The 24,707-nt window shown below is 56.9% G+C and carries 23 protein-coding genes; 14 read left to right on the forward strand and 9 right to left on the reverse strand.

Features of this window, described 5'->3' with window-relative positions; translation table 11 throughout:
- The first annotated feature begins 448 nt into the window (after nucleotides 1-448).
- The 14 genes from pabB (at nucleotide 449) to ACXJJY_RS02820 (ending at nucleotide 17,794) form a co-directional block, all read left to right on the forward strand.
- Nucleotides 449-2,350, forward strand: coding sequence for an aminodeoxychorismate synthase component I (gene pabB / locus ACXJJY_RS02755; RefSeq protein ID WP_456385180.1), 1,902 nt, complete (start codon nucleotides 449-451; stop codon nucleotides 2,348-2,350).
- A 118-nt stretch (nucleotides 2,351-2,468) separates the two neighbouring features.
- Entirely contained in the window at nucleotides 2,469-3,677 is a 1,209-nt protein-coding gene (locus tag ACXJJY_RS02760) for a deoxyguanosinetriphosphate triphosphohydrolase family protein (RefSeq protein WP_456385181.1), read from the forward strand.
- Nucleotides 3,662-5,443 carry a chloride channel protein gene (locus tag ACXJJY_RS02765; protein WP_456385182.1) on the forward strand — a complete coding sequence of 594 codons (1,782 nt, stop codon included), beginning with the start codon at nucleotides 3,662-3,664 and terminating at the stop codon, nucleotides 5,441-5,443. The genes ACXJJY_RS02760 and ACXJJY_RS02765 overlap by 16 nt, the downstream gene beginning before the upstream one ends.
- Nucleotides 5,444-5,616: 173 nt before the next feature.
- Nucleotides 5,617-6,009, forward strand: coding sequence for a RapZ C-terminal domain-containing protein (locus tag ACXJJY_RS02770; RefSeq protein ID WP_456385183.1), 393 nt, complete (start codon nucleotides 5,617-5,619; stop codon nucleotides 6,007-6,009).
- 255 nt (nucleotides 6,010-6,264) lie between these two features.
- Nucleotides 6,265-6,573 (forward strand): phasin family protein, encoded by a 309-nt coding sequence (locus ACXJJY_RS02775; RefSeq protein ID WP_456385184.1) that lies wholly within the window; start codon nucleotides 6,265-6,267, stop codon nucleotides 6,571-6,573.
- A gap of 206 nt (nucleotides 6,574-6,779) precedes the next feature.
- Complete coding sequence (locus ACXJJY_RS02780; protein ID WP_456385185.1) at nucleotides 6,780-8,477, forward strand: ABC1 kinase family protein; 1,698 nt, start codon at nucleotides 6,780-6,782, stop codon at nucleotides 8,475-8,477.
- Nucleotides 8,478-8,492: 15 nt separating this feature from the next.
- Nucleotides 8,493-9,287 (forward strand): XdhC family protein, encoded by a 795-nt coding sequence (locus ACXJJY_RS02785; RefSeq protein ID WP_456385186.1) that lies wholly within the window; start codon nucleotides 8,493-8,495, stop codon nucleotides 9,285-9,287.
- A gap of 295 nt (nucleotides 9,288-9,582) precedes the next feature.
- On the forward strand, nucleotides 9,583-10,842 hold the full coding sequence (locus ACXJJY_RS02790) for a glycosyltransferase (protein ID WP_456385187.1): 1,260 nt from the start codon (nucleotides 9,583-9,585) through the stop codon (nucleotides 10,840-10,842).
- Nucleotides 10,843-10,876: 34 nt separating this feature from the next.
- A complete protein-coding gene (locus tag ACXJJY_RS02795) occupies nucleotides 10,877-12,601 on the forward strand; it encodes a sugar phosphorylase (protein WP_456385188.1) in 1,725 nt (574 codons plus the stop codon).
- A gap of 99 nt (nucleotides 12,602-12,700) precedes the next feature.
- Complete coding sequence (locus ACXJJY_RS02800) at nucleotides 12,701-13,096, forward strand: phosphomannose isomerase type II C-terminal cupin domain (protein WP_456385189.1); 396 nt, start codon at nucleotides 12,701-12,703, stop codon at nucleotides 13,094-13,096.
- 12 nt (nucleotides 13,097-13,108) lie between these two features.
- Nucleotides 13,109-14,284 (forward strand): peptidase dimerization domain-containing protein, encoded by a 1,176-nt coding sequence (locus ACXJJY_RS02805; RefSeq protein WP_456385190.1) that lies wholly within the window; start codon nucleotides 13,109-13,111, stop codon nucleotides 14,282-14,284.
- Entirely contained in the window at nucleotides 14,277-15,254 is a 978-nt protein-coding gene (locus ACXJJY_RS02810; RefSeq protein ID WP_456385191.1) for a glucosyl-3-phosphoglycerate synthase, read from the forward strand. The genes ACXJJY_RS02805 and ACXJJY_RS02810 overlap by 8 nt, the downstream gene beginning before the upstream one ends.
- A 158-nt stretch (nucleotides 15,255-15,412) precedes the next feature.
- A complete protein-coding gene (locus tag ACXJJY_RS02815; protein WP_456385192.1) occupies nucleotides 15,413-16,909 on the forward strand; it encodes a glycosyltransferase family protein in 1,497 nt (498 codons plus the stop codon).
- Between the two features lie 36 nt (nucleotides 16,910-16,945).
- Nucleotides 16,946-17,794, forward strand: a complete 849-nt coding sequence (locus ACXJJY_RS02820; protein WP_456385193.1) for an HAD family hydrolase — start codon at nucleotides 16,946-16,948, stop codon at nucleotides 17,792-17,794.
- 61 nt (nucleotides 17,795-17,855) lie between these two features.
- On the opposite strand, the gene ACXJJY_RS02825 is transcribed toward ACXJJY_RS02820, so the two are convergent.
- From ACXJJY_RS02825 to ACXJJY_RS02865, 9 genes are all read right to left on the reverse strand, one after another.
- Nucleotides 17,856-18,776: a cytochrome b N-terminal domain-containing protein gene (locus ACXJJY_RS02825; RefSeq protein WP_456385194.1), complete on the reverse strand. Its 921-nt coding sequence runs from the start codon at nucleotides 18,774-18,776 to the stop codon at nucleotides 17,856-17,858.
- Nucleotides 18,773-19,213 carry a QcrA and Rieske domain-containing protein gene (locus tag ACXJJY_RS02830; RefSeq protein ID WP_456385195.1) on the reverse strand — a complete coding sequence of 147 codons (441 nt, stop codon included), beginning with the start codon at nucleotides 19,211-19,213 and terminating at the stop codon, nucleotides 18,773-18,775. The genes ACXJJY_RS02825 and ACXJJY_RS02830 overlap by 4 nt, the downstream gene beginning before the upstream one ends.
- Before the next feature lie 2 nt (nucleotides 19,214-19,215).
- Nucleotides 19,216-19,719: a pantetheine-phosphate adenylyltransferase gene (gene coaD / locus ACXJJY_RS02835; protein ID WP_456385196.1), complete on the reverse strand. Its 504-nt coding sequence runs from the start codon at nucleotides 19,717-19,719 to the stop codon at nucleotides 19,216-19,218.
- Between the two features lie 69 nt (nucleotides 19,720-19,788).
- Nucleotides 19,789-20,379, reverse strand: coding sequence for a 16S rRNA (guanine(966)-N(2))-methyltransferase RsmD (rsmD, locus tag ACXJJY_RS02840; protein WP_456385197.1), 591 nt, complete (start codon nucleotides 20,377-20,379; stop codon nucleotides 19,789-19,791).
- 40 nt (nucleotides 20,380-20,419) lie between these two features.
- A complete protein-coding gene (gene pssA, locus ACXJJY_RS02845) occupies nucleotides 20,420-21,169 on the reverse strand; it encodes a CDP-diacylglycerol--serine O-phosphatidyltransferase (RefSeq protein WP_456385198.1) in 750 nt (249 codons plus the stop codon).
- Nucleotides 21,170-21,238: 69 nt separating this feature from the next.
- Nucleotides 21,239-21,880 carry a phosphatidylserine decarboxylase family protein gene (locus ACXJJY_RS02850; RefSeq protein ID WP_456385199.1) on the reverse strand — a complete coding sequence of 214 codons (642 nt, stop codon included), beginning with the start codon at nucleotides 21,878-21,880 and terminating at the stop codon, nucleotides 21,239-21,241.
- A gap of 247 nt (nucleotides 21,881-22,127) precedes the next feature.
- Nucleotides 22,128-22,610 (reverse strand): acetolactate synthase small subunit, encoded by a 483-nt coding sequence (gene ilvN / locus ACXJJY_RS02855; RefSeq protein WP_456385200.1) that lies wholly within the window; start codon nucleotides 22,608-22,610, stop codon nucleotides 22,128-22,130.
- A gap of 63 nt (nucleotides 22,611-22,673) precedes the next feature.
- Nucleotides 22,674-24,374 carry a biosynthetic-type acetolactate synthase large subunit gene (gene ilvB, locus ACXJJY_RS02860; protein WP_456385201.1) on the reverse strand — a complete coding sequence of 567 codons (1,701 nt, stop codon included), beginning with the start codon at nucleotides 24,372-24,374 and terminating at the stop codon, nucleotides 22,674-22,676.
- A partial coding sequence (locus tag ACXJJY_RS02865) for a hypothetical protein (protein WP_456385202.1) occupies nucleotides 24,371-24,707 on the reverse strand: 337 nt, incomplete at its 5' end. The genes ilvB and ACXJJY_RS02865, both read right to left, overlap by 4 nt.

A 24,707-nucleotide genomic window follows, 5' to 3' on the forward strand; every position in this document is an offset into this window, starting at 1 on the left:
AAGTCGTCACAAAAAAAGTGATCCAGGGAATGCGGCGGCAGTGACCGGGAAGTGGCAGTTGCCGGCAAAAGTCTGGAAAAGTACCGTAATCCCCCATTATAGAATATTGGGCTGCTTCTGGCAACAGTAATCGTCTGTCAGTCTTGTGCATCTGCGGGAGGGGAAAAGGGAGTCGTCCTGCTGAGGGCGAAAAACTGCCTCTTGCATCTCCCTATCTGTGCAGGTGAATCCGGCGGTCCCTGTGTTTGGTTTATTGTCCGGCGATCAGGGGGTGTAAAAAGGGATGAACCGGAAAAATCTTCGTGCCCTTACGTGCCCTGGTGGTTTATATGGAAGTCCCGTTTTGCCTGGAGTGCAACAAAGATGTGGTGGAAACGTTTGCACGGCAACAGTCATCCTGGAAATATGGTGGGCAGAGCTCCCAAGAATTGCCTGATTGATTGAATCCATGAAGCCCTTTGCAGACCCGGAAATAACAGCCCTCTCGGCCTGGCTCGAGCACCAGCAGGATTTTGTGTTTCTCGAGACCACCCGGGTGAGTAATACAGAACACCGTTCGTACCTGTTTACCGAAGCCAGGACCTGGCTTGTGTGTCGGGCCGGGGACGATGCCGGAAGGTTCCTGGCCCGGGCCGTCCGCTGGCAGGAACGCGGCTACGTCCTGGCCGGATGGATAGGTTATGAGTTTGGCTACCTCCTGGAACCGGCTCTGCAGCGGCTCTGTGCAGATATCCCCCCGGGTCAGGTGGTCGCCGAGCTCGGAGTCTTTCGCACTCCCCTTATTTATGACCACCGGACCTTGTCATGGTCTTTGGATCCGGATGTCCCGGTGGCGGCCAGCGGGAGGCAGCAGTACAGGGTCAGCGATGTGTGCCCGGCCATCTCCAGGGAGGAGTATCTCCGTGCTGTCGATGACATCAAGAAGTACATCCGCGCCGGTGATACATACCAGGTCAATTATACACTGAAACTTGATTTTTCTTTTCAAGGTTCGGTCGCAGCCCTGTATCGTACACTGCGGCGCAATCAGTCTGTGGGGTTCGGGGCCTGGTTGCGGAAAAATAACCGGGATATCCTCAGTTTTTCCCCCGAGCTTTTTTTTCGGGTCCAGGGTGAGCGTATCACCGTGCGGCCCATGAAAGGTACTCTTGGCAGGGGGCGAACCACGATGGAAGATGCCGAGGTTGTGCGAGCGCTGGCCAGAGATGTCAAAAACAGAAGTGAAAACGTGATGATCGTCGACCTGCTGCGCAATGATCTCGGGAGGTTACTGCACGAGTCCGGAGGGGGACAGGTGCGGGTCCGCTCGCTTTTTGACGTGGAGACCTATGAAACACTGCATCAGATGACCTCGACCATTGAGGGGATATCGACAGGTGGGCACCTTCCCGGCCTGGACCGTCTGTTCCGGGCTCTTTTTCCCTGCGGTTCGGTGACCGGGGCTCCCAAGATCCGGACCATGGAGATTATTCATGAGCTGGAAAAAAAACAGCGCGGAGTCTATTGCGGCGCCATCGGCTGGGCCGGGGATGGTGAAGCGGTGTTTAACGTGCCCATCCGGACCCTGGTGCTGGAGGATGGCCGTGGCGAGATGGGTATCGGTTCGGGTATTGTCCATGATTCAGACCCGGAAGGAGAGTGGGAGGAGAGTCTGCTCAAGTCCCGTTTTCTGGTCCGTCCCCGGCCGGATTTCCAGCTCATCGAGACCATGCTCTGGGAGCCGGGCCAGGGGTTCTGGCTGCTTGACTATCACCTGGACCGGCTTCGTGATTCAGCCCGCTACCACATGTTTGTCTGGGATCCGGTCGAAATCCGAAGAGCGCTGGAGCAGGATGTCGCCGGCAGGAAGGTTGCGCTCCGGGTCCGGCTTCTCCTGCACCGGGACGGACGGGCAGAGGTGAACTCGGCCCCGGTCTCCTGGTCCCGGCCAGCGAGGCCCCTTCAGGTGCGCCGGGAGGATCCCCTGCCCAGGGTCTTGTTTTCCCGATTTCCTGTTGATAACAGGAAAACCGAGTTTTTCCACAAGACAACCCGGCGGGAACTCTATGAGCGCGAACGGACGACCGCTGTCAGCCAGGGATATTTCGAGGTCCTGTTTTGCAACCGGCAGGGCGAAGTAACAGAAGGAACGATTACCAATGTGTTTCTTGAGCTTGAAGGAGAGCTTATCACTCCGGCGGTTCACTGCGGGCTCTTGCCCGGGACCTTCCGTCGCCTGCTGCTCGAGAAAGGTCTGGTTCGGGAGCAGGTGATCTTTCCGGAGGATGTCGTTTTGGCAGATGCTGTTTATGTGGGCAATTCGTTGCGTGGACTGGTTCAGGTGGAGGTGGCCGGCCAAGTCAGCTGGTGATTATTATGCTGTTTAATCGTGTGTTATGCGGGATAGGGCGGAAAGTGATTTGCCGGATCTTTTCTTTCTGATATACTAAAAATTTTTTTAACAAGAGTGGACAGGCCGGTTGACGAAGATGCACAGGTCGGATGAATTGATCCTGCAACGGATTCAGGACGCATTATACAGGACAGAGGAAGAGCATCTCTCACCCCTTGCATGCAGAAGCTGTGAGGCACTGCGGCGACATCCCGATACCCGTCTTGATTATCGCCAGGAGTTTGCCCGCGATGCTGACCGAATACTGCATTCACGGGCCTATTCCCGCTACATCGACAAGACCCAGGTCTTTTCTCTTGTGGAAAACGATCATATTACCCACCGGGTTCTGCATGTGCAGATGGTCTCGCGGATCGGGCGGACGGTGGGGCGTTTTCTCGGCCTGAACGAGGATCTGATCGAGGCCATCGCCCTGGGGCATGACATCGGTCATCCTCCTTTTGGCCACGAGGGGGAGCGTATTCTGGACAAAATCTGCCGGGCTCACGGACTGGAGGGGTTTCAGCACAACATCCAGTCGGTCCAGTTTCTTGAGCACTTCGAGCGTAAGGGTGCCGGCTGGAACCTGACCCTCCAGGTGCTCGACGGAATCCTCTGTCATGACGGGGAAGTGCACAATCCACGGCTTGCCCCCTGTCGGGACAAGGATTTTGCCGGACTGGACCGGGAAATTCTGGACAAGGGGCACAATCCACGTCTGGCCCTGCGGCCCATGACACTCGAGGGCTGTGTGGTCCGGCTCTGTGACACCATTGCCTATGTTGGGCGCGATATAGAGGACGCAATCGAGCTGGGCCTGATCCGCCGCGACGATCTCCCCAGGCGCTGTTCCCGTCGTCTGGGCAGCAGTAACGGCTCCATTGTCTACAACCTGGTCACCGATCTGCTCGTGCACAGTCATCACGTCCGCGAGCGTTCTGCCTGCCGCGGGTCGGATGAGGACTGGATTGGTCTTGGCGAGGAGACTGCCGAGTTGCTGCTTGAACTGAAAAAGTTCAATTACGAAAGAATTTACAGAAATCCTTCTTTTAAACCTGATTTTGAAAAGATACACATCTGTTACGAACGTCTTTTCGCCCACTGTCTGCGCCAGCTCGAAATGGATTTCACAGGAGGCGGTAGCGGCCGTGATTTTTTGCAGACCATGTCTGAGGCCTATTTGCATGAACATCCAGCACCCGCTGTTGTCAGGGATTATCTCGCCGGGATGACAGATGAATTTTTTCTGCGTCAGGCTCAGGCCATTGGCTGTCGCATACCGGAGCGAACATGTTTGCCAAGCTGAAAATCTTTCTCCCGGGTGAAAATACCCGGCTTATCATTACCGCGGCCTGCATCGGGCTCATGGCGGGACTTGCGATTATTGTTTTTCGCACTGCGGTTGATCTGGTGCATGAGTTGATCTTTGTCCAGGGTTATGAACTGCTCAGGATAGGAGAGGGGGGCTGGCGCCGTTATCTGTTGCCCCTGCTGCCGGTGACCGGGGCTGTGCTGTTGATTCCGCTTTCCCTCCTTTTTCCCGGCGAAGTCAACGGTTACAGCTTCACGAACTTTCTGCGCCGGGTCAACCTGGAAAACGGTGTCATCAAGGCGCGAACCATCTTTATCAAAATCGTCTCCACCGCCCTGACCATAGGCACCGGCAATTCGGCCGGAGTCGAAGGACCCATCGCCACCATCGGCGGAGCGCTCGGTTCACAGGTCGGCCAGCAGACCCGGGTTTCCGGTTCCCGGATGAAGGTTTATATCGCCGCCGGCTGTGCCGGAGGGATCGCCGGTATATTCAACGCCCCCATTGCCGGCATATTTTTTGCCGCCGAGATCGTCCTGCTCGGGACCTACGAAATTTCATCCTTCGCCGCCCTGGTTATTGCTTCGGCCATGTCCACCGTGGTCTCCCGGGCTTATTACGGTGAAGTGCCGGCCTTTCCCATACCTGATTACAGCATGGTCAATCCATTTGTCGAGATGCCCCTCTATACCATCATGGGTCTTATCGTCGGCATGCTGGCCGTGCTCCACATCCGCTTTTTTTACCTGGTTCGCGACTGGTTTCGGGACCTGCCGCTCCATCCCCAGCTCAAGCCGATAATGGGTGCGGTTCTGGTAGGGATCATCGGCATCGGTTTTCCCCAGGTCATGGGTGACGGTTACGAGGAGATCGAAAAGGCTCTGGCCGGGCATGGCGTTATCTGGGTTATGATAGCGCTGGTGTTTCTCAAGTCCATTGCCACCGCCATTACTCTTGGTTCCGGTGGGGCCGGCGGTGTGTTCGCGCCCTCCCTGTTCATCGGCGCCATGCTGGGCGGTGCCTTTGGCGGTATCATGCATCAGTTCCTGCCCCAGTACACCGCCACCTCAGGGGCCTATGCGACCATCGGTATCGGGGCCTTTCTCGCCGCCTCCACCCACGCCCCCATGACGGCCATTTTTCTTCTTTTCGAGATGACCGGCAATTACATGATTATTGTTCCGGTCATGCTGACATCCATTCTCGGTACGGTTACCGCGACAAAATTCTACCATGATTCCATCGATACAGTGGACTTCACCCGCGAGGGGATCAATATCCACGAGGGCCGCGAGGTGGCGATCATGAAATCGATCAAGGTGGGTAAGGCAATCACAGAGGATGTTGATTTTATAAGTGAAAGGGCGAATATAAACCACCTGCTCGAGCTCTTCAGGATGGCCAAGGACAGCTTCTACTTTCCAGTGGTCAATGAACGGGGTCGGATGGTAGGCGTGGTCTCCATGCAGGACGTGAAAAATATCCTTCACGATGAAGAGCAGCGTGTCTGTTACCTGGTGGGAGCCATCTGCAGTCGTGATGTCATTTCTCTGACTCCGGATGATAATCTCTACGAGGCCATGCAGCTGTTCGATCTCAAGGGCATCGAGGAGATTCCGGTGGTGGAGTCCAGGGAGGACCCCTGGGTGCTTGGTATGCTCAAACGCAGAGATGTGATTGCCGCCTATAACCACGAGGTCCTCAAACGGGGCATTTCCGAAAAGGCGGACTCGATTCGTATGGTCTGCTCCACCTCCTGATAACTGCACAGGCATGCGGGATGGATTGAGGGGGAGTACACGCACTGGTGTGACTCCCTTTTTTTATGCCGGCAGGGGAACCATACCTGCAGGTCGGGCCATCTTGAAAGTGTGATGAAAAAAAAATCAGCATTTTTGAAACCCAGTGATTACTATATAATGTGGTTATGGTTATGAGCAAGGATGGAACCGGACGATTGCGGGTTATTCTGTTCTCTTTCGGGTTCAAACATGGTCGCCCGGAAGCTGACCTGGTCTGGGATGTACGGTTTCTGCCCAATCCCTACTGGGTGCCTGCCCTGAAGGAGTACAGCGGGCTTGAGCAGGAAGTTGCCCAATATGTCCTGGACAACGAGGCCGGCCAGGAGTTTCTCCGTCTGGTCGAGCCCCTGGTGCAGTTTACGCTCAGTCATCACCACCTGGCAAGGCGGGAGACGATTCGGCTGGCGATTGGCTGTACCGGAGGGCGGCACCGTTCCGTGGCCGTGGCCGAGTTTCTGGGCCGTGCCCTGGATGGTCCGGAGTTTTGTGTGGAAGTGTTTCATCGCGATATCGACAAGCGGTGAACAGTGATGACCGGGCAGCGGGCTCCTTACAGGGAGAAGGCAGGAGACAGGGGGGTGGTTCCAGGAAAACGGGTTTGCACATGCCTGCGCTGCCGGGGCGTGCTCAAGGGCAGGTGTCAACTCTGGGCCCAACCCGGTTCCGAGCGGCTCGAATGGCGGTGCTTTACGTTTCGGAGTCTGCTGTTGTCTGCTATGACGCAGATATCGGGTAACGGAAAATGTCAATGGATCGACTTGAACAAGGGAGGTGGCAAAATGAAGGAGTTGTTAAAAAATATGCTGTTTATGGGTGCAGGTGCCGTATTCCTTACCAAGGAAAAGATCGAGGAATTGAAAAATGAACTGGTCGACAAGGGCAAATTGACCCAGGATGAAGGTAAGGAGCTGGTCGATGAATGGGTGAAGAAATCAGAAACCCTCAAGGACCAGTTTGAGCTCAAGCTGAACCAGATGGTGGCCGACCAGATCAAGAAGATGAACCTGGCCACAGCCGAGGATATCCAGGAACTGCGCCGCAAGATCGAAGAGTTGCAGGTGGCCATCAACACCAGGGCCGAAGAGTGATCACTGGATCGAGTGGTTGTCAAATCTGCATCTTACCTTTTTCGTGCCGGTACTGAGTTTCGCCGGTAATGAAAAAGATATTGAAACCTGCGTTTTGGAGCAGCAATGAAACGCTCGGCTCAGGTTTCAGCAGCTCTCAACTTTTTTCGGCTCCGGGCTCTGGAAGATATTGTTGACAGAGCCAGGGATCCAGGGCTTAATCCCGCATGTTCAGTATCAGAAAATTAGGAGCCATTGGGCGGACATACCGCCATCTGAACCGATATCAGCGGATATTGCGGGTTCTGTTCAAGTATGGCTTTGATGATCTTGTCGAGCGGTTGCACATAGACCAGTACCTGGAGACAGGACTGCAGATGATCAACCGCAAACCCCGGGAGCAGATAGAAAAACACTCCCGTCCCGAGCGGCTGCGCATGGCCCTTGAAGAGCTGGGGCCGACGTTTATCAAATTCGGTCAGCTGCTCTCCACCCGTCCCGATTTTGTTCCGCCTGATTATCTCACCGAACTGGCCAGGCTCCAGGATCGGGTGCCGCCCTTTTCCTACGAGGAGGTTGCCCAGATTTTCCAGGAGGAAATGGGCCGGGAACCGGAAGAAATCTTTGAATACTTTGACGCCGAGCCCATGGCCGCCGCATCCATCGGTCAGGTGCACCGGGCCCGGACCCTGGCCGGGGAGGAACTGGTGGTCAAGGTTCAGCGGCCGGGTATCGAGAATGTCATTGCCGTGGACCTGGAGATCCTGGCCCACATCGCCCAGCTCATGGAGCAGTATCTCGAAGAGGTGCAGGGCCACAGGCCCTCGGTGATCGTCGAGGAATTTGCCCGCAGTCTGTCTCAGGAGATAGACTTCACCATTGAACTGTCATCCATTCAACGTTTCGCCCGCCAGTTCGAGGGTAACCCCAATATACATGTGCCCGCTGTCTACAAGCAGCTCTCCACCGAACGGATCCTGGCCATGGAATACGTCGATGGGATCAAGGCCTCGGAGCTGGATCTGCTGCGTGAAAAGGGATATGACCTGAAGCTGATCGCCCGGAGGGGCTCCATTCTGGTCATGGAACAGGTCTTTGTCCACGGCTTTTTTCATGCCGATCCCCATCCGGGCAATATCTTCGTCCTGCCGGGTAACGTGATCTGTTTTATCGATTTCGGCCAGATGGGACGCTTGAGCCGCACAGACAAAGAGGATTTCACCAACCTGGTTTTAAGTATCGTGGCCGGTAATGAGCGCAAGGTTACCGAGGGAGTGTTGCGGCTGACCATTCATCATCGGGAGATCAACCGGAATGCTCTGGCCCGCGATCTTGGTGACCTGATCGACCGTTATCTCTATCTGCCCCTGGGCGAGTTGCAAGCGGGAAAAATGCTCCAGGACCTTCTCGACCTGGTGGCAAGGCACGAACTCTACCTCAAACCCAATCTCTATCTCATGATGAAGGCGTTGTCCACTGTCGAAGGGGTGGGGCTTATGCTCGATCCGGAGCTGGAGTTGATCACCCTGGCCAGGCCCTTCATGCGCCGCATCCAGATGGACAGGTTGAAGCCGGGCCGGATTGCCGAGGAGGTCGGAGAGACCGGTTCGGAATACCTCCATCTGATCCGGGAGCTGCCCGAAGAGCTACGCTCAATCGTCAGCCAGATGCGTCACGGACGGATGAAGATGGAGTTCGAGCACCGGGGGCTACAGCCGCTGCAGGCGGTTCTTGACCGGGTGTCCAACCGGATCGCTTTTGCCATTGTCCTGGCTTCGCAGATCATCGGTTCCTCCCTGGTAGTGCTTTCCGATATTCCGCCCAAGTGGAACGGAATTCCGCTTATTGGCCTGATAGGTTTTCTCATGGCCGGGATCATGGGATTCTGGCTCCTGCTTTCCATTATCCGCCATGGACGCATGTAGACCCGCCAGGTGATCATGAAAGATATCTGTGAGCAAATACTGGACCTGCAGGAACGGGGTGAGGCCGGGGTCCTGGCCACCCTGGTGGAACGGAGCGGGTCCGGATCACGGCCGGTGGGTGCCAAGATGCTGATTCTGAACAGCGGTGGAACCGTTGGCAGTCTTGGGGGCGGGGCGATTGAGGCGGAGGTTGTCCGTTGTGGGGCCGAAGTGCTGGAAAGCGGCGAGCCACGGCTTGTCACCATCAGTCCTCAGTCAGGTGAAGAAGACCGGTGCGGCGGTCGGGCAGTGGTCTTTCTGGAGCCGATACTGTCTGGCAAGAACCTGATCATATTCGGTGCGGGTCACGTGGGCCGGGCAGTCGCAGGGATGGCCATTCTGGCTGGATTCCAGGTAACCCTGGTCGATGACCGGGAGGAAATGAGCGGCAGTCGGGAGGGCGTCGGCGCCAGGTTTCTCCAGCGCAGCGTGGAACATTTTTTCGTCGACATCAATGTGACCTCCAAGACATATCTTCTTATCTGTACCCGCAGTCACAGCATGGATCTCGAGGTCCTGCGCCAGGCCCTGCGGACACCGGCCGAGTTTATCGGGCTGCTCGGTTCGCGTCGCAAGCGGGAAAATTTTTTTTCCATTCTGTGTCGTGAAGGTGCAGCCAGGGACGATCTTGAGAGGGTGGTTTGCCCGGTGGGCCTGGCCATCGGCGCGGTCACTCCGGAGGAGATCGGGGTCGCCGTGGTGGCCCAGCTCATCGAGCGCTACCGGAAGGGGATCTCTTCAGCCGGGACCTTTGTGCAGGACGCGCAGTGAGCGGGAGGAAAAGAAACTCTTCCCGGCTCCGGCCTTGACATAAACCGAGTCAGACCTATAATTTACCTGAATGTCTCCGGTCTGTCGCTGATTTCTTCACTGTCGATTGACGCTTCCTTCAGGGATTCTTCATGGTCTGTTGCGGTCGGACAGTGATGAAAGACGGGGCTTCTCCCGGGTCACTTGTCTGGTTGGCAGCCATGCCGGTTTATCCCCTGGCAGCCGGTTCGTCTCCTTGTCCGCATTGGCCAGGGATCGCCTGCTCATTCTTCTCAAATACTTGCCACAGGAGTCCATGTCCGAACGTATAGGTTTTATCTCTACCCGGTTTGCAGGTACCGACGGAGTGTCTCTGGAGTCGGCCAAATGGGCCGAAGTGCTCTGGCAGGACAAACACCTCAGCTTCTGGTACGCAGGAGTTCTTGACCGTGGAAGGGATGTATCCATGTGTGTGCCCGAGGCCTATTTCGGACATCCTGAGAACGAGTGGATCAATCGACGTATCTGGGGGCAGACCAGGCGTTCTCCCCGGGTTACCCGCCGTATCCGCGACCTGGCGGAGTATCTCAAGGGAACCCTGTACGATTTTGTCGACCAGTTCGATATCTCCATCCTGATCATTCAGAACGCCCTCACCATTCCCATGCACCTGCCCCTGGGGGTGGCCCTGGCCGAGTTTCTGGCCGAGACCGAGATGCAGGCCATTGCTCACCACCATGATTTTTACTGGGAGCGGAGCCGGTTCCAGGTCAACAATGTTCCGGATTTTCTGGATATGGCCTTCCCACCGCGGGATGTCAATCTTCAGCACGTGGTGATCAACCAGGCTGCCCGGGAAGAGCTGGCCCTGCGTAAAGGGATATCATCCATGCTGGTTCCCAATGTGTTCAACTTCCATGAACCTCTGGATTACAAGGATGACTATGGGGCGGACATTCGGGCTGAAATGGGCCTTGGTCCAGATGATCGGGTTATTCTGCAGCCGACACGAATCGTACCCAGGAAGGGTATTGAGCACTCCATTACCCTTGTCCAGCGCTTGAACGATTCCCGCTGCAAGCTGGTCATTTCCCATGCCGCCGGGGATGAAGGATCGGATTATCCAGAGCAGATTATTGAGCTGGCCCGCATGGAGGGGGTGGATTTGATCCTGTTTGGCGACCGGGTGGGCGACCGGCGCCACATAAACGGCGAAGGAAAGAAGATTTACGTGCTCCATGACCTGTATCCCCATGCTGATCTTGTTATGTATCCCAGTATCTACGAGGGGTTTGGCAATGCCCTGCTGGAGGCTTTCTATTTCAAGGTGCCCATTATCGTCAACCGGTATCCGGTCTGGGTCCGTGATATCGAGCCCAAGGGGTTTCAGGTGCCGGTCATGGAAGGGTTTGTCAATAAACGGATCGTGGAGAATGCCCGTCGCCTGCTTGAGGATCGGTTATACCGACAGCAGATCGTCGATTACAACTACGAACAGGGAAAGAGATACTACAGCTACCCGATTCTACGGTACTGTCTGCAGACACTGCTCAATAATATCAAGTATGGTATCTGACCGGAAAAAGATGCCTGCCAGGGAAGCGTAACCTATGTGGAGACTTATCAACACCTTCAAGGAGCGCCTGAGGCCACGGCTGGAGATGCTCTATCCGGAGCATAACACCGATCGGTTGCTGGAACGGGTCGCGCTTATGGCCAGCCGCTACAACTACCTGGAGGAGCGCTGCAGGAAAGACCGGCCCTGCTGGGACCAGACCAGTGTGCTGTTGATCACCTATGGTGACATGCTGCTTCATCCGGAAAAGAAGCCTCTGGTCGCCCTGCATCGCTTTTTGAAAAAGCATCTCTATTACGTGGTCTCCGGTATTCATATCCTGCCTTTTTTTCCTTACAGCTCTGATGATGGATTCTCGGTCATCGATTATCGCCGGGTCAACCGGGAGTTGGGAACCTGGAATGATATCACCAATATCTCCAGGGATTTCCGCCTGATGGTGGACCTGGTTCTCAACCATGTCTCCAGCCGCTCCCACTGGTTCGAGGATTATGTGGGCGGGGTCGCGCCGGCGAGGGATTATTTCATCGAAGTGGATCCGGATACCGACCTGTCCATGGTGGTCCGGCCCCGGACCACTCCGCTGCTGACTCCGGTGGAGACCATTGGCGGCAAGCGCTGGGTGTGGACCACGTTCAGTTCCGACCAGGTGGATCTCAACTATAAGAATCCCGATGTGCTGCTGGAAATGCTCGATATCCTGCTCGGTTACGTGGCCAGGGGAGCGGCCATTATCCGGCTGGATGCCATTGCCTATCTCTGGAAGGAGATCGGTACGCCCTGTATCAACCTGCCCCAGACCCATGAATTGGTCAAATTGTTGCGGGATGTGGTGGACAATGTGACTCCCGGGGTCCTGCTTCTGACGGAAACCAATCTTCCCCATGAACAGAACATCAGTTATTTTGGCCAGGGTGACGAGGCCCACCTTGTCTACCAGTTCAGCCTGCCGCCCCTGCTGCTGCATACCCTCCATACCGGGTCGGCCCGCCACATCCGGCAGTGGGCCGCGCAGCTGGAGCCACCGCCCGAGGGGTGTGTCTTTCTGAATTTTACCGCCTCCCATGACGGCATCGGGGTGCGGCCTCTGGAGGGGCTGCTGCGCTCCGAGGAGATCGAGCACCTGGTGGCGACTGTCCGGGCCTGCGGTGGTCTGGTTTCCTGCCGCCGGGGCGAGGACGGGGTCGAACAGCCCTATGAACTTAATATCACCTATTTCGATGCTCTCAGGGATCCGAAGAATCCGGATGACGAAGAGCTCCATGTTCACCGCTTTCTCTGTTCGCAGATCATCATGCTTGGTCTGCGGGGTATCCCGGCGATTTATTTCCATAGCCTGACCGCCACCGCCAATGATCTGGAGGGGGTCAGGACCACAGGACAGAACCGGGCCATCAACCGGCGACGGTGGCAGGAAGAGGAACTGCGTGAGCTGCTGGGAGACCCTGAGACCGTGACCGCCAGAGTGTTCCGCCGTTACATCGAACTTCTTCGTCTGCGCCGCAGGCAGGCCGCCTTTCATCCGGACGCGGAGCAGGAAGTGCTCGACCTGGTGGATTCCCTGTTTGGTATTGTCCGGATTCCTTCCCATGATCGGATGATCGTCTGCCTGCACAATGTGAGTCCGGCCGTCCAGGAGGTTTCCATGGAAAAGCTTGGTCCGTTCGCCGGCCGCTCCACACTGCATGATCTCATTTCCGGTAAGGAATTCCACGACACTGTGAAGCTTAAACCATACCAGTGTTGCTGGCTTATCTGAAACTTGAACCCGTGAGCGTCCGATAGCGGGTCGGATGCTCACGGGTTCAGGTGAAAGGTACAGTCAGCCCCGAAACTGAATGGTCAGATGGAGGGAACCATGGGTGACATTACCACACAGAAGTACGTCTGTCGGCGATACACTGCTCAGATTACGGAGCACAGGCCCTGGGGAAGGTTCACTGTGTTGGCTGACGAAGAGGATCACAAGGTGAAACGGATCGTCGTTGCGCCTGGGCAAAGACTTTCCCTGCAGCGGCATCGTCATCGCCGGGAACACTGGCTGGTGGTTTGCGGCCGGGCCGGAGTGACCCTGGGTGACCGATTCCTGGTTCTGGGGCCTGGGGAATCGGTTGATATTGCCCGGGGAGCTGTGCACCGGGTGCAAAACGATGACCAGGATGACCTGGTCTTTATCGAGGTCCAGCTGGGTGATTATTTTGGTGAAGACGATATTGAACGACTTGAAGACGACTATGGCCGGAGCGTGGCCTGAGGTAACAGCGCAATGGAGAAAACAGCCAATGATGCCATGACGTCCCTTGCTATTGAAAGGATACTCGACCAGGTGCGCAAGCTGCCCCAGGAGCTGGAACCGTACAGGGAAATGCTGCTGGCCAACGTGGTCATGATCGGCGAGATCCCGGGGCCCACCTTTGGTGAAGAGGAGCGGGTCCATTTTCTGGTCCAGCGTTTCACCGAATGCGGTCTCCAGAACTGTTCGACCGATGAGGCCGGCAACGGTCTGGCCATTCTTCCTGGAACCGAAGGGGATAAGGCCATCCTGGTTTCGGCCCATACCGATACCCCTTTTCCGGCCACCATCGATCACACCTATACGGTCAGTGCCGGCAAAATTCGTGGTCCCGGGGTGGCCGATGATATCCTCGGCTTGGCAGTGCTTGCCACCCTGCCCACTATCCTCGAGGGACTGGGATTGCGATTTTCGTACGATATTGTGCTGATGGGGGCCACCCGCAGCCTGGACATGGGAAACCAGTCGGGTCTGCGGTTTTTTCTTGCCAATACTGATCTGCGGCTCAAGGCTGGTATAGCGGTGGAGGGGGCCTCCCTGGGCCGGCTCCATTTTCGTTCCATGGCCTCGCTTGGCGGAACCATAAGCTGTCATGTGGACCGCAAGGTGAGTCAGCGCAGTGCTATCGATGTGTTGAGCCAAATTATAACAAGGCTGCGCGAGATCGACATGCCGCGGGAGAGCAATACCGCGCTCATCCTCGGGTCTGTCAGCGGAGGTGCCTCCTATAAGGTACCGGCCCGTAATGCCCGGCTCAAGTTTCAGCTCCGTTCCGACTCGGACGAGGTCGTCCGGGAGATCACAGGCCTGATTAATCGTATTCTTGACGAGATGGCCCTGCAGGCCGGTGTTTCGGCCCACCTGGAGGTGATCGCCAGGACCAGGTCCGGCGGGATCAGTTCCAGCCATTCCCTGGTTATCCAGACCCGCAGGATCATGGCGGTCCTCGGGATAGAGCCCCGATATTCCATCTATTCCTCCATCATGTCCGGATACGTGGAGCATGAACTGCCGGCTCTGGGTGTGGGGATCAGCAACGCCGATAACGTCAACTATGAGGATGAATTTGTGGAGATCGAGCCGATCATGACCGGGGTGGCGCAGTTGATCGGCATCCTGCTCGCCATTGACGGAGGGTGCTGTGTTTAACATAGGCAACTGGATTGAGACCAACACCTTTCATCACGGCCAGTTCTGGGACCTGCTGCGGCTTATCAGGGAAAAGGAGAAACAGGGCCTGACCATATCGCTCTGTATCCCGGCCCTGAACGAGGAGAAGACCATCGGCAAGGAGGTGGTTCTGTTCAAATCCGAGCTCCAGGATCGCTATCCGCTCCTCGACGAGATTGCGGTGATCGATTCGGGCTCCACCGATCGGACCAGGGAAGTGGCGGCTGATTTCGGCGCCGATGTCTACCTGTCGGCCGATATCCTGACGGAGATGGGCTTCAAGAGGGGCAAGGGCGAAAACCTGTGGAAGGCGATCTTTCAGCTCAAGGGTGATATCATTGTCTATGTGGATGCGGACATCAAGAATATCCATCCCCGGTTCGCCTACGGGTTAGTGGCACCGCTCATCTACCGGCCCGAGATCAAGTATGTGAAGGCGTTTTACGACCGGCCGCTGGCCCTTTCCCGGGAAATACGGCCCTCAGGTGGCGGCCGGGTCACAGAGATCCTGGTCCGGCCTCTTTTTTCCCTCTTCTTCCCCGAGTTGACCGCGATTATCCAGCCCCTTTCCGGTGAATATGCCGTCCGCCGCGAGATTCTGGAGCGTATTCCCTTCCCGGTGGGTTACGGGGTGGAGACCTCCCATCTCATTGACGTGTACCAGGAGTGGGGTCTGGAAGCCTTCGCCCAGACCGATCTCGACCAGCGGGTCCACCGGCACCAGCCGACCCGGGATCTCGGCAAGATGGCCTTTGGTATTCTCCGGACCTTTTTGAAGCGACTCAGGGAGCGCGGTATTGTCGGTGACCTGCCGGAACTGACTGCCAATCTTCGTCAGTTCCAGGTCCAGGGCGATCGCTACGAACAGGTGATACATGAGATCTATGAAGAGGAACGGCCGCCCATGATCGAGATTCCTGCCTACCGGGAAAAATTCGATATCCATTGAAGGCCGGGTTTTCCCGGAGCCCCTGGCCGATACCGGCAGGGACGCTCTACTTGTAGAGAACGGCATGAGGATTTTTCTGCTTTTTTCCCGGCCAGCACCACACCGGCCCCAGGCAGGAGACCAGTTCATGATCCTTATGACAGAGCCTTGATACTCCGATGCGTATTGCCATAGTCCATTATCATCTGCAGCCCGGCGGCGTGAGCCGGATCATCGAGCACACTGTGCGCTGTCTTGCCAGTGTGTCAAAGACAGACAAATACAGGGTCTCCCTGGTGGTTCTGACCGGCAAGACCCCGCCCAGCCCTCTGCCGGTCCCGGTCCGGGTCCTTCCGGGCCTGCTCTATGAAGGGGTGCGGGACCCGGTGTCGCCGGCCCGGCTAGAGCAGCAGATGGTGGATGCCGCCACCGATGCCCTGGGCGGGATGCCGGATCTCTGGCATGTCCATAACCACTCCCTGGGCAAAAATCTGGCCCTGCCCGTGGCCCTGCATGGACTGGCCGAAAAGGGGCACCACCTCCTGCTCCACATTCATGATTTTGCCGAGGATGGCCGGCCGGCCAACTATCACCTGATGCTGGATAAACTGGCCGGTCATGATCCGGCGGCCATGTCCCGACTGCTCTATCCCCGCGGTGCCCATGTCCATTACGGGGTGCTCAACCGGCGGGATTGTACTTTTCTCCAGGAAGCAGGGGCCTATGAGGCCTGTCTGTGGCGGCTGCCAAATCCTGTTCGGCTCCCGGATTCGTTACCTGGTGTCCGGGAGCTCAAGGATCCAGGGACAGACGACCAGTGGCGGGAAGAGCACCTCTGGCTCTATCCCACCCGGGCCATCCGGCGCAAGAACCTGGGTGAATTTCTTCTCTGGGCTGCGGTGGCAGGTCCCAACCACCGGTTTGCCACCACCATGGGGCCGGAGAATCCGCGGGAAAGGCCCCGGTACGAGGCCTGGAAGCGGCTGGCGGCCGAGTTGGGGCTGCCGGTGGAGTTTGAGCTCTCCCGTCGTCCGGGACAGAGTTTTGAAGGATTGCTCAGCAAGGCCAGTGCTCTTGTGACCACCAGTGTGGCCGAAGGGTTCGGGCTCGCCTTCCTGGAGCCGTGGTTAGCCGGGCGGCCGGTCTGCGGCCGGGACCTGCCGGAAATAACCGATGAGTTCCGGGATGAGGGGGTCCGCTTACCGCTGCTGTATCACCGGCTCGGGGTGCCGGTGGAATGGCTTGGCCGGGGCAGGATCCGTGACCGGGCCCGGGCTGGTCTTGAGCGGAGCCTGGAGGCCTATGGTCGCCGGCCGGCTTCGGACAGCCTCGAGCGGCTGCTCGAGGTCTGGATCCAGAACGACCGGGTTGATTTCGGGCGGTTGGACGAGGAGATGCAGGAGATTGTCCTGCGCCGAGTGGTGGCCGATCCGCGGGAGGCAACTCATCTTGAGCCTGCCTTTTTCCCTGATCCGGCATCCTGCCTGGAAGACATCGCTCACAACCGGGAGATTCTTGGCGTCAGGTACAGCCTGGAAGGTTATGGAACCAGGCTCATGCAGGTGTACCAGGCCCTGGCCGGAACCACGGCCACCGAGCTGGATCAGCTGGATGGTGAAATTCTGCTGAACCGTTTTCTGGCGCCGGAGAGGTTGACCCTGCTGCGGGTGGATTAGGGAGACAGACAGGTGGAACCCAGGTTGCAACAGTTGATGGCATCCATACTCCGGCCCCTGGAACCGGTTCCCACCGGATACCCGGTTCGGCTGCAGTCGCTCTCTGTGCGTGCTCTGGTCTTTGATCTGTACGGAACCCTGTTTGTGTCGGCCGCCGGAGACGTGGGGGTGGACGCGGCCACCGATAATGTCCTTTCCCTCATGCGGGCCGGAAGAGATGCCGGTATTCCGTCTCTGGATGCAGCAGATGTGGCCGGAGAGGGAATCTCTCTTCTTCACCAGCGTATTGAACAGATCCATCTCAGAGCCGGGGAAATGGGCAGGTTGTATCCCGAGGTGGACATCGTTGCTGTCTGGTTCTGGGTCCTTGAGAGCCTGAAAATTTTCGGTATTCGGGAGGAACAGGTGCGCCTGCTGGCGCTTTCCTACGAGTGCCGTGTCAATCCCATCTGGCCCATGCCCGGTCTGGCCTCAGTCCTTGAGGAGCTCAGGGAGCGGGGCGTTACCCTTGGAATTCTCTCCAACGCCCAGTTTTATACCCGGGAGCTTTTTGAATACCTTCTCCAAGCGTCCCCTGAGCGGTGTGGTTTCAGCCCTGATCTCTGCCTGTGGTCGTATCAGGAGGGTGAAGCCAAGCCCTCGGTGAACCTCTTTACCCGCCTGTCCACCCGGCTGGACCGGTTGGGGATTGCTCCGTCAGAGGTGCTCTACATTGGCAATGACATGCTTAAGGATATCTGGCCGGCCCGGCAGGTCGGTTGGCGAACCGGGCTTTTTGCCGGCGATCGCCGATCTCTCCGGTTGCGGGAGAACGATCCACGGGTGCGCGGAGTACAAGCTGACATCGTGATTTCGGACCTGGACCAGATACTTGCGTGTCTCTGAGCCCGTTTCCGCTTTTTTTCTTCTATCTGATTGCCATTGAAGCTCAGCCTGAACCGGGTCATCAGCCTTTGACCCACAGATAACACCGCACTGTCAGCACTGCATAGACTGCCAGCCAGAGCAGGATACCTCGGAGGTAGAGGCTTTTTTTATTTTTGTTTTTGTTTTTATCTCTCTCCTGCAGGGGAATACAGAGCAGGAGAACTACCAGCGAGGACGGAACAACCACCCCGGCCCAGAAAGGTGGAATATAACGCAGGATTTCCTGGAGGCCAAGGAAGAACCAGGGGCCGGCGATATGCAGCATGCCGAACCGTTCCGGCTCCATGGGGGCGGCGAGAAGGGTGGACATGGCCAGCAGGATGAGAGTCAGGCCGGCATGGTCGCGCCAGCGGGCCCTGTAGCGGCGCAAGTGGGGCCAGACACACCAGCCGCCAAGTACCATCAGGCCGATCAGGTGGTTGGCGTAGACCCTCTTGAAACCACCGGTGGACAGGGCGAAAAGCAGGTTGTTGATCAGGGGGCCGAGTCCCGGTACGGCCAGGGCGATGTGCTCGCCGATGGCCCCGGCAGCCATGCCCGTGGCATCGCCACGCAGGATGTAACCGGTGAACAGCAGTAGAATGGCCACCGGCAGGGAGAGGGTGAGTCGTACCCAGTCTGACCGATTGAAACTGGTTTCCCGGTGGTTTGCCAGTATGGCGGCGAAGTGACAGGCAAGGAGGAGAAAAAAGGCCTGGCTGGAAAAATAATGCAGGGCCCGCCAGAACGACCCGAAGGGAATGATCAGTTCCAGAGTGGCAGTGGAGTAGAAGGGTTCGGAAACGTCGTACTGGAGGGAAAGGACAATGCCGGAGAGCACTGAAACGTAGAGGCTGATCAGCGACATGCTTCCCCAGGGAAGGTCTACCAGCCAGGAGAGACCGGGTCGGGTCAGACCGGCAAGGAGGCGGAGAAGGACTGGCGGTGTGATGGTCCTCATAGGGTCACGATATAGCTGGTAACCATTCCCTTGCTGTCCTTCTTTATCTCCACCGGGTAGGAGGGCAGGTCCAGCCTGGCCGGACCGGCGATTCGTCGTCCTTCCCGGGTAAATCGGCTCTGATGGCAAGGGCATTCTATGATCTGCCTGTCTTCGAGAAAATTGACCCGGCATCCAAGATGGGTGCAGATCCGTGATACGGCATGGGCTTTGGTTTTGTTATCTCCAAAGAGGAGAAAGTCACGGTCGATATGGACACCGCTGGCAGGCAGAGGGGCCTTGACAGTGACATGGCGCGGTTTTGGCGGTACGGAAAAGCCGAGGAAACGGAAAAGCGGCCAGGACAGGAGTACCGCGGCAATGGCGGTGGCCCAGGTGAGCAGGCGACCGAGGTATGTTCTGCGGTTTTGGCCCTGCCGGACCTTCTGGGGGGCCATGATCAGTGCTGGCTGTATTTCTGTTTCAGGGCGGCCTGGACATGGGCCGGCACCACTCCGCTGACATCGCCGCCATGTTTGGCCGCATCCTTGATGATAGACGAGGAGATGTAGATCCAGCGGAAACCGGTCATCAGGAAAACCGTCTCGATTTTTCGCTGCAGTTTCCGGTTCATCAGCGCCAGCTGGAACTCGTAGTCAAAATCGGATACCGCCCGCAATCCCCGGACAATGGCACAAGCCCCGCGTTCCATGGCATAGTCCACGGTCAGGCCACTGGTGGCATCCACCTCTATGCGGCCGTTTTGCTGGCTGAAACATTTCTTGATCAGGTCGATGCGTTCATCCAGGGTAAAGAGCGGGGTCTTCTGGGCGTTGATGGCCACGGCAATGATAATCTTGTCAAAGAGCTGCAGTGCCCGCTTGATAATGTCCACATGGCCATTGGTTATGGGATCAAAAGTGCCGGGATAGATGGCTACGGACTTAGTTTGTCCTTGACCCACCGTCTGTTTTTGACCCACTGTCTGTGCGCTGGTGCGGGGCACGGTCATGATTTCATGGTGTTTTTGAGGTTATCGGTTGGACGCCCGGGTGGCCGATTCATAGATCCAGATTCCGGAATCTCCATATCGGCGGCTGGTTCTGAGCTTGAGATCAACTATGACCTCGGGCAGCACAACACTGTGCCTCTCTTCGACCACGAGCAATCCTCCAGGAGACAAAATACCGGTTTTTTCTACCATCATCATACAGTGATGTGCCAGGTTTTTTTCATAGGGAGGATCGAGAAAGATCAGGTCAAAGCCTGGAAAATCAGCCAGGGACCGGTGGAGCTTGCTGAAATATTTCTCTTTTGAGAGGTCAAGGCGGACCAGCGAAGCGCTGGGGGAGGCAAAACATAGTTTCAGGTTGGTATCGGCCAGGGCCAGGGCGTGGCGGGAGCGGTCAACGAACACCGCATGTCGGGCGCCCCGGCTCAGTGCCTCTATGCCCAGGGCACCGGTACCGGCAAAAAGATCAAGGATCAGTGTCCTGCTGACGCGGTTGCCAAGGATGTTGAACAGGGCTTCACGGGTCCGGTCCGAGGTGGGGCGGATGGTATCCTTCCCTCCCGCAGGGCTGTGCAGTTTCCGGCCTCTGGCTGTGCCACCTGTAACGCGCATGGGGGGATACAGTTGCTTGTCTGGGAGAAACAAAAATTCCCTACAACGGTTCTGAGTCTTCCAGGTCTCTTTTTTGGGTCCGGGTCGCAAACTGGTACAAGGCCAATGCTGGTCCGGAGAGGACGTAGATCAGGGCCACGGCAAAGAGGGTGACGGGCGGCTCTGTGGCCAGGAGGATGATGAACAGGATCATCCCCACCACCATCTGGAAACTCTTTCCCTTGCGGTAGGTGGGTTGTTTGAAGCTCAGGTAGCGGTGCGTTGAGACCATCAGGTAGGAGAGGATGTAGACCAGCAGGAGCAGGGAAAGATGCTTGACAGTATCTGTGGCGCCGAGAAAATGCGCAAACATGACTGTCGTTGCGATCATTCCAGCGGCAGCCGGGCAGGGCAGGCCGACAAAATCATGGCTGGCAGAGTTGTCTTCGACCGTAGAGTTGAACCGGGCCAGTCGCAGGGCGGTGGTGGCCACATAGAGGAAGGCCGCCAGCCAGCCATAGCGGCCGTAGGGCAGCAGGGCCCATAGATAGGCGAGCAATGCCGGGGCCACACCAAAGGAGACCAGGTCACAGAGCGAATCCAGTTCCATGCCGAACCGTGAAGTGGACCCGGTCATTCGCGCTACCCGACCATCGAGACCGTCAAAAATGGCGGCTACCAGGATAGCTATGGCTGCGGCAAAAAAGTTGCCGTTGATGGAGGCCACTATTGAATAGAAACCGGAAAAGAGGCTGCTGCAGGTCAGCATGCAGGGCAGTGGATAAAACTTGTTTGTCTGGGGGGTGTCCATGATGGGCTCCGCTACGGTCAGGTTGTGGATCAGGTTCTGTTTCCTTGTTCAGATTGTCACTGTTTGTTTCTACAGTATACCAAGTTTGGTTTCTCCGGCCCGTACTTTCTGGCCTTTGCTTACCTCGATGCGGGTCTCCAGGGGCAGGTAGATGTCAACCCTGGAGCCGAACCGGATCAGGCCATACCGCTGGCCCGGCTGGACCCGGTCCCCTCTTTCGGCCCAGCAGACGATACGCCGGGCAATGAGACCGGCCACCTGAACGACGACATATTCAAGTCCGGTGTCGGTCCTGATTGTCAGGGCGCAGTACTCGTTATGCAGGGCTGCCTTGTTTTTGTCCGCCGAGTAGAATTTTCCCGGCTGGTGCGATATGCGCTCGACCACTCCCCCGTATGGAATCCGGTTGACATGGACACTGAAGACATCCATGAAAATAGAAATCTTGACCATCTTTCCCTCGGCGAAGCGGGGGTCTTCGGTCTCTTCGACGAGGATGATTTTTCCATCTGCAGGAGCAACTACGGCATTATGTTCTTCCGGAATGATACGGCTTGGATCCCGGAAAAAAAAGGTAACGAAGCCAGTACAGAGCAGGCCGAGGAGGGCCGCCGTGTCAAAGGCGAGCAGGGCGAGTATCAGGGTGGCGAATCCACTGAAACAGATAAATGGTACGCCTTCTTTGGCAAGAGGTATGGCTGTTTTCTTCATTGGTACAGATTAGCAAAGTCGCTTCATGGGTACAACCTGAATCCTGTTTCAGGATCAGGCCGGGAGGGAATTTGGCGGCGTCTTGCCTGGCTCGCGACCGGGCTTGTCATGGTCGGGGATTCTTACTCCCTTCTGGAAGGACTCTTGATTGACCGGCGGGCCATAATGGGTTGCAGTTTCATGCAAAGAAAAAGGCACAGCCACGGTAGGCCATGCCTTTTTGCTTCGATCTGCAGGGAGCCCGGGATTATTTTTTCGGGGCTCGTGCCATGGCAATGGTACCGGTGCGGATGATTTCCTTGATGCCGATGGGACGCAGGATATCTATGACCGCCTTGATCTTGGATTCGGATCCGGTGACTTCCACCGCGTAAGTGGTGGGGCTGACATCCACGACCTTGCCCCGGAAGATATCGATGATCCGCAAAACCTCGGCCCGGGTGGCTGCCTCGGCTTTAACCCGGATAAGGACCATCTCGCGCTCTACATACTCGCCTTCGCTGATGTCGGTAACCTTGATGACATCGATCAGTTTGTGCAGCTGTTTGCAGATTTGTTCGATGATTGCCTCGTCTCCGCGGGTGACCAGGGTCAGGCAGGATACCTTGGGGTCCAGGGTCTCTGCCACGCAGAGGCTTTCGATGTTGAAACCCCGGCCGCTGAAGAGACCGGTGACCCGGGAAAGAGCGCCGGGTTTGTTCTGAAGCAGTACTGAGAGTGTATGTTTCATGGATCTATCCTGTAGTAGGCTGAAGCTTAGTCGTAAAAGGGCCGTTACGGTTCGCTGACCGGGTTAGACCAGCAGCATCTCAGTGGTGGCCTTTCCTGCCGGTACCATGGGGAAAACGCCTTCCTCGCGGTTGATGTGGAAATCCATGATAACCACATTGTCCGTTGCCAGGGCTTCCTTGATGACAGGTTCAACTTCATCCTTGGTCGTGGCCCGCAGTCCGACAGCGCCGTATGCCCTGGCCAGTTCAACGAAGTCCGGGGTTACTTCCATGGGGGTTGCGGAATAGCGGCGGTTGTAGAACAGTTCCTGCCACTGGCGAACCATGCCGAGGTAGTTGTTGTTGAGAATGGCAACCTTAACCGGTGCTCCCCACTGCTTGGCCGTGGCCAGCTCCTGGATGTTCATCTGGATAGAACCGTCACCGGCAATATCGATGACCGTGGCGTCAGGTATTGCCAGCTTGGCGCCGATGGCTGCCGGCAGACCGTAGCCCATGGTGCCGAGGCCGCCGGAAGTCAGCAGGTGCCGCGGGTTGTTGAACTTGTAGAACTGGGCCGCCCACATCTGGTTCTGGCCGACTTCAGTAGTGATGATGGCGTCGCCGCCGGTGAGTTCGTTGAGTTTTTCGACCACAAACTGTGGTTTGATGATATCACCCTCCTCCACGTAGGAAAGTGGATGCTTGTTGTTCCATTCGGCGATTTGCTCCAGCCAGGGCTGGTGTTTTTCGGCAATGGTTTTGCCGTCAAACTCCGGGTAGTCGTCGAACCAGGAGTTCATGGCCCGCAGGGCATGTTTGCAGTCGGCGACAATGGGAATGTCCACTTCGACATTCTTGGATATGGAGGTGGGGTCGATATCGATGTGAATGATCTTTGCGTGCGGGGCAAAGGCATCGAGCCGGCCGGTAACCCGGTCGTCAAAGCGGGCGCCCACTGCGATCAGCAGGTCGCTTTTCGCCACCGACATGTTGGCGGCATAGCTGCCGTGCATGCCGAGCATGCCAAGAGACAAAGGATCGGTTCCAGGGAAGCCGCCCAGACCCATGAGGGTCATGGTGACTGGAATGGTCAGTTTCTGGGCCAGCTCGGTCAGTTCCTTGTTGGCATTGGAGAGGATGACCCCGCCACCAATATAGAGAATCGGCCTTTTTGCGGTGAGCATGGCCCTGCATGCCTTTTCGACCTGGCCGGGATGGGGATCGACATTGGGCTGGTAGGTCTGCATCCTGACCGGTTTTTTCTCCGGATAGGTGATCATGCTCGCCACAACATCCTTGGGCAGGTCGATGAGGACCGGGCCGGGCCGGCCGGAAGATGCCAGGTAAAAGGCCTCACGAATGGTCGGGATCAGATCCCTGGGGTCATTGACCAGGTAGTTGTGCTTGGTGCAGGGCCGGGTGATACCGACAATGTCCACTTCCTGGAAGGCATCGTTGCCGATCAGGGCCCGCGGAACCTGGCCGGTGAGCACGACAATGGGAATGGAATCCATGTAGGCCGTGGCAATGGCGGTCACGCCGTTGGTGGCTCCGGGGCCGGAAGTCAGCAGCGCCACTCCGACCTTGCCGGTGGCCCTGGCATACCCGTCAGCCGCATGCACGGCTCCCTGTTCGTGCCGGACCAGGATGTGTTTGATGTCGGAATCCAGCAGTTCGTCATACAGATCGATGACCGCACCACCCGGGAAACCGAACATGAGATCAACCCCTTCCTCTTTCAGGCATTTAACGATTGCCTGCGCACCTGTCATTTTGCTCATCGAGTGATCCTTTCTTCGATTTGACGTGAAAGTATATGGTTGTAAAAGTAAGCAGCACGTGGCTGTATTTCGTTCAAGCTGCGACAGGCCCAAACCCTGTCCGGCAGGGCGTCGGACCTGCGGGATGCGTTGCCTGCGGGAACTTCCGGACCAGCGACGCTGGTGGAGAATAGCCCTGAAGTATATAGAGCATGGCAGACGGTGTCAAGAAGGAAGCCCTTGTTTTGTGATAAAATTTCCCAATTACTGCTGGAATGTTGTTTGATGTGACCATTGCCTGTCACCAGGTGACAAATTTTGTCAAGTTGAGAAAAATTGTCACGTGTGAACAGC

This window comes from Desulfolithobacter sp., from assembly GCF_054025815.1.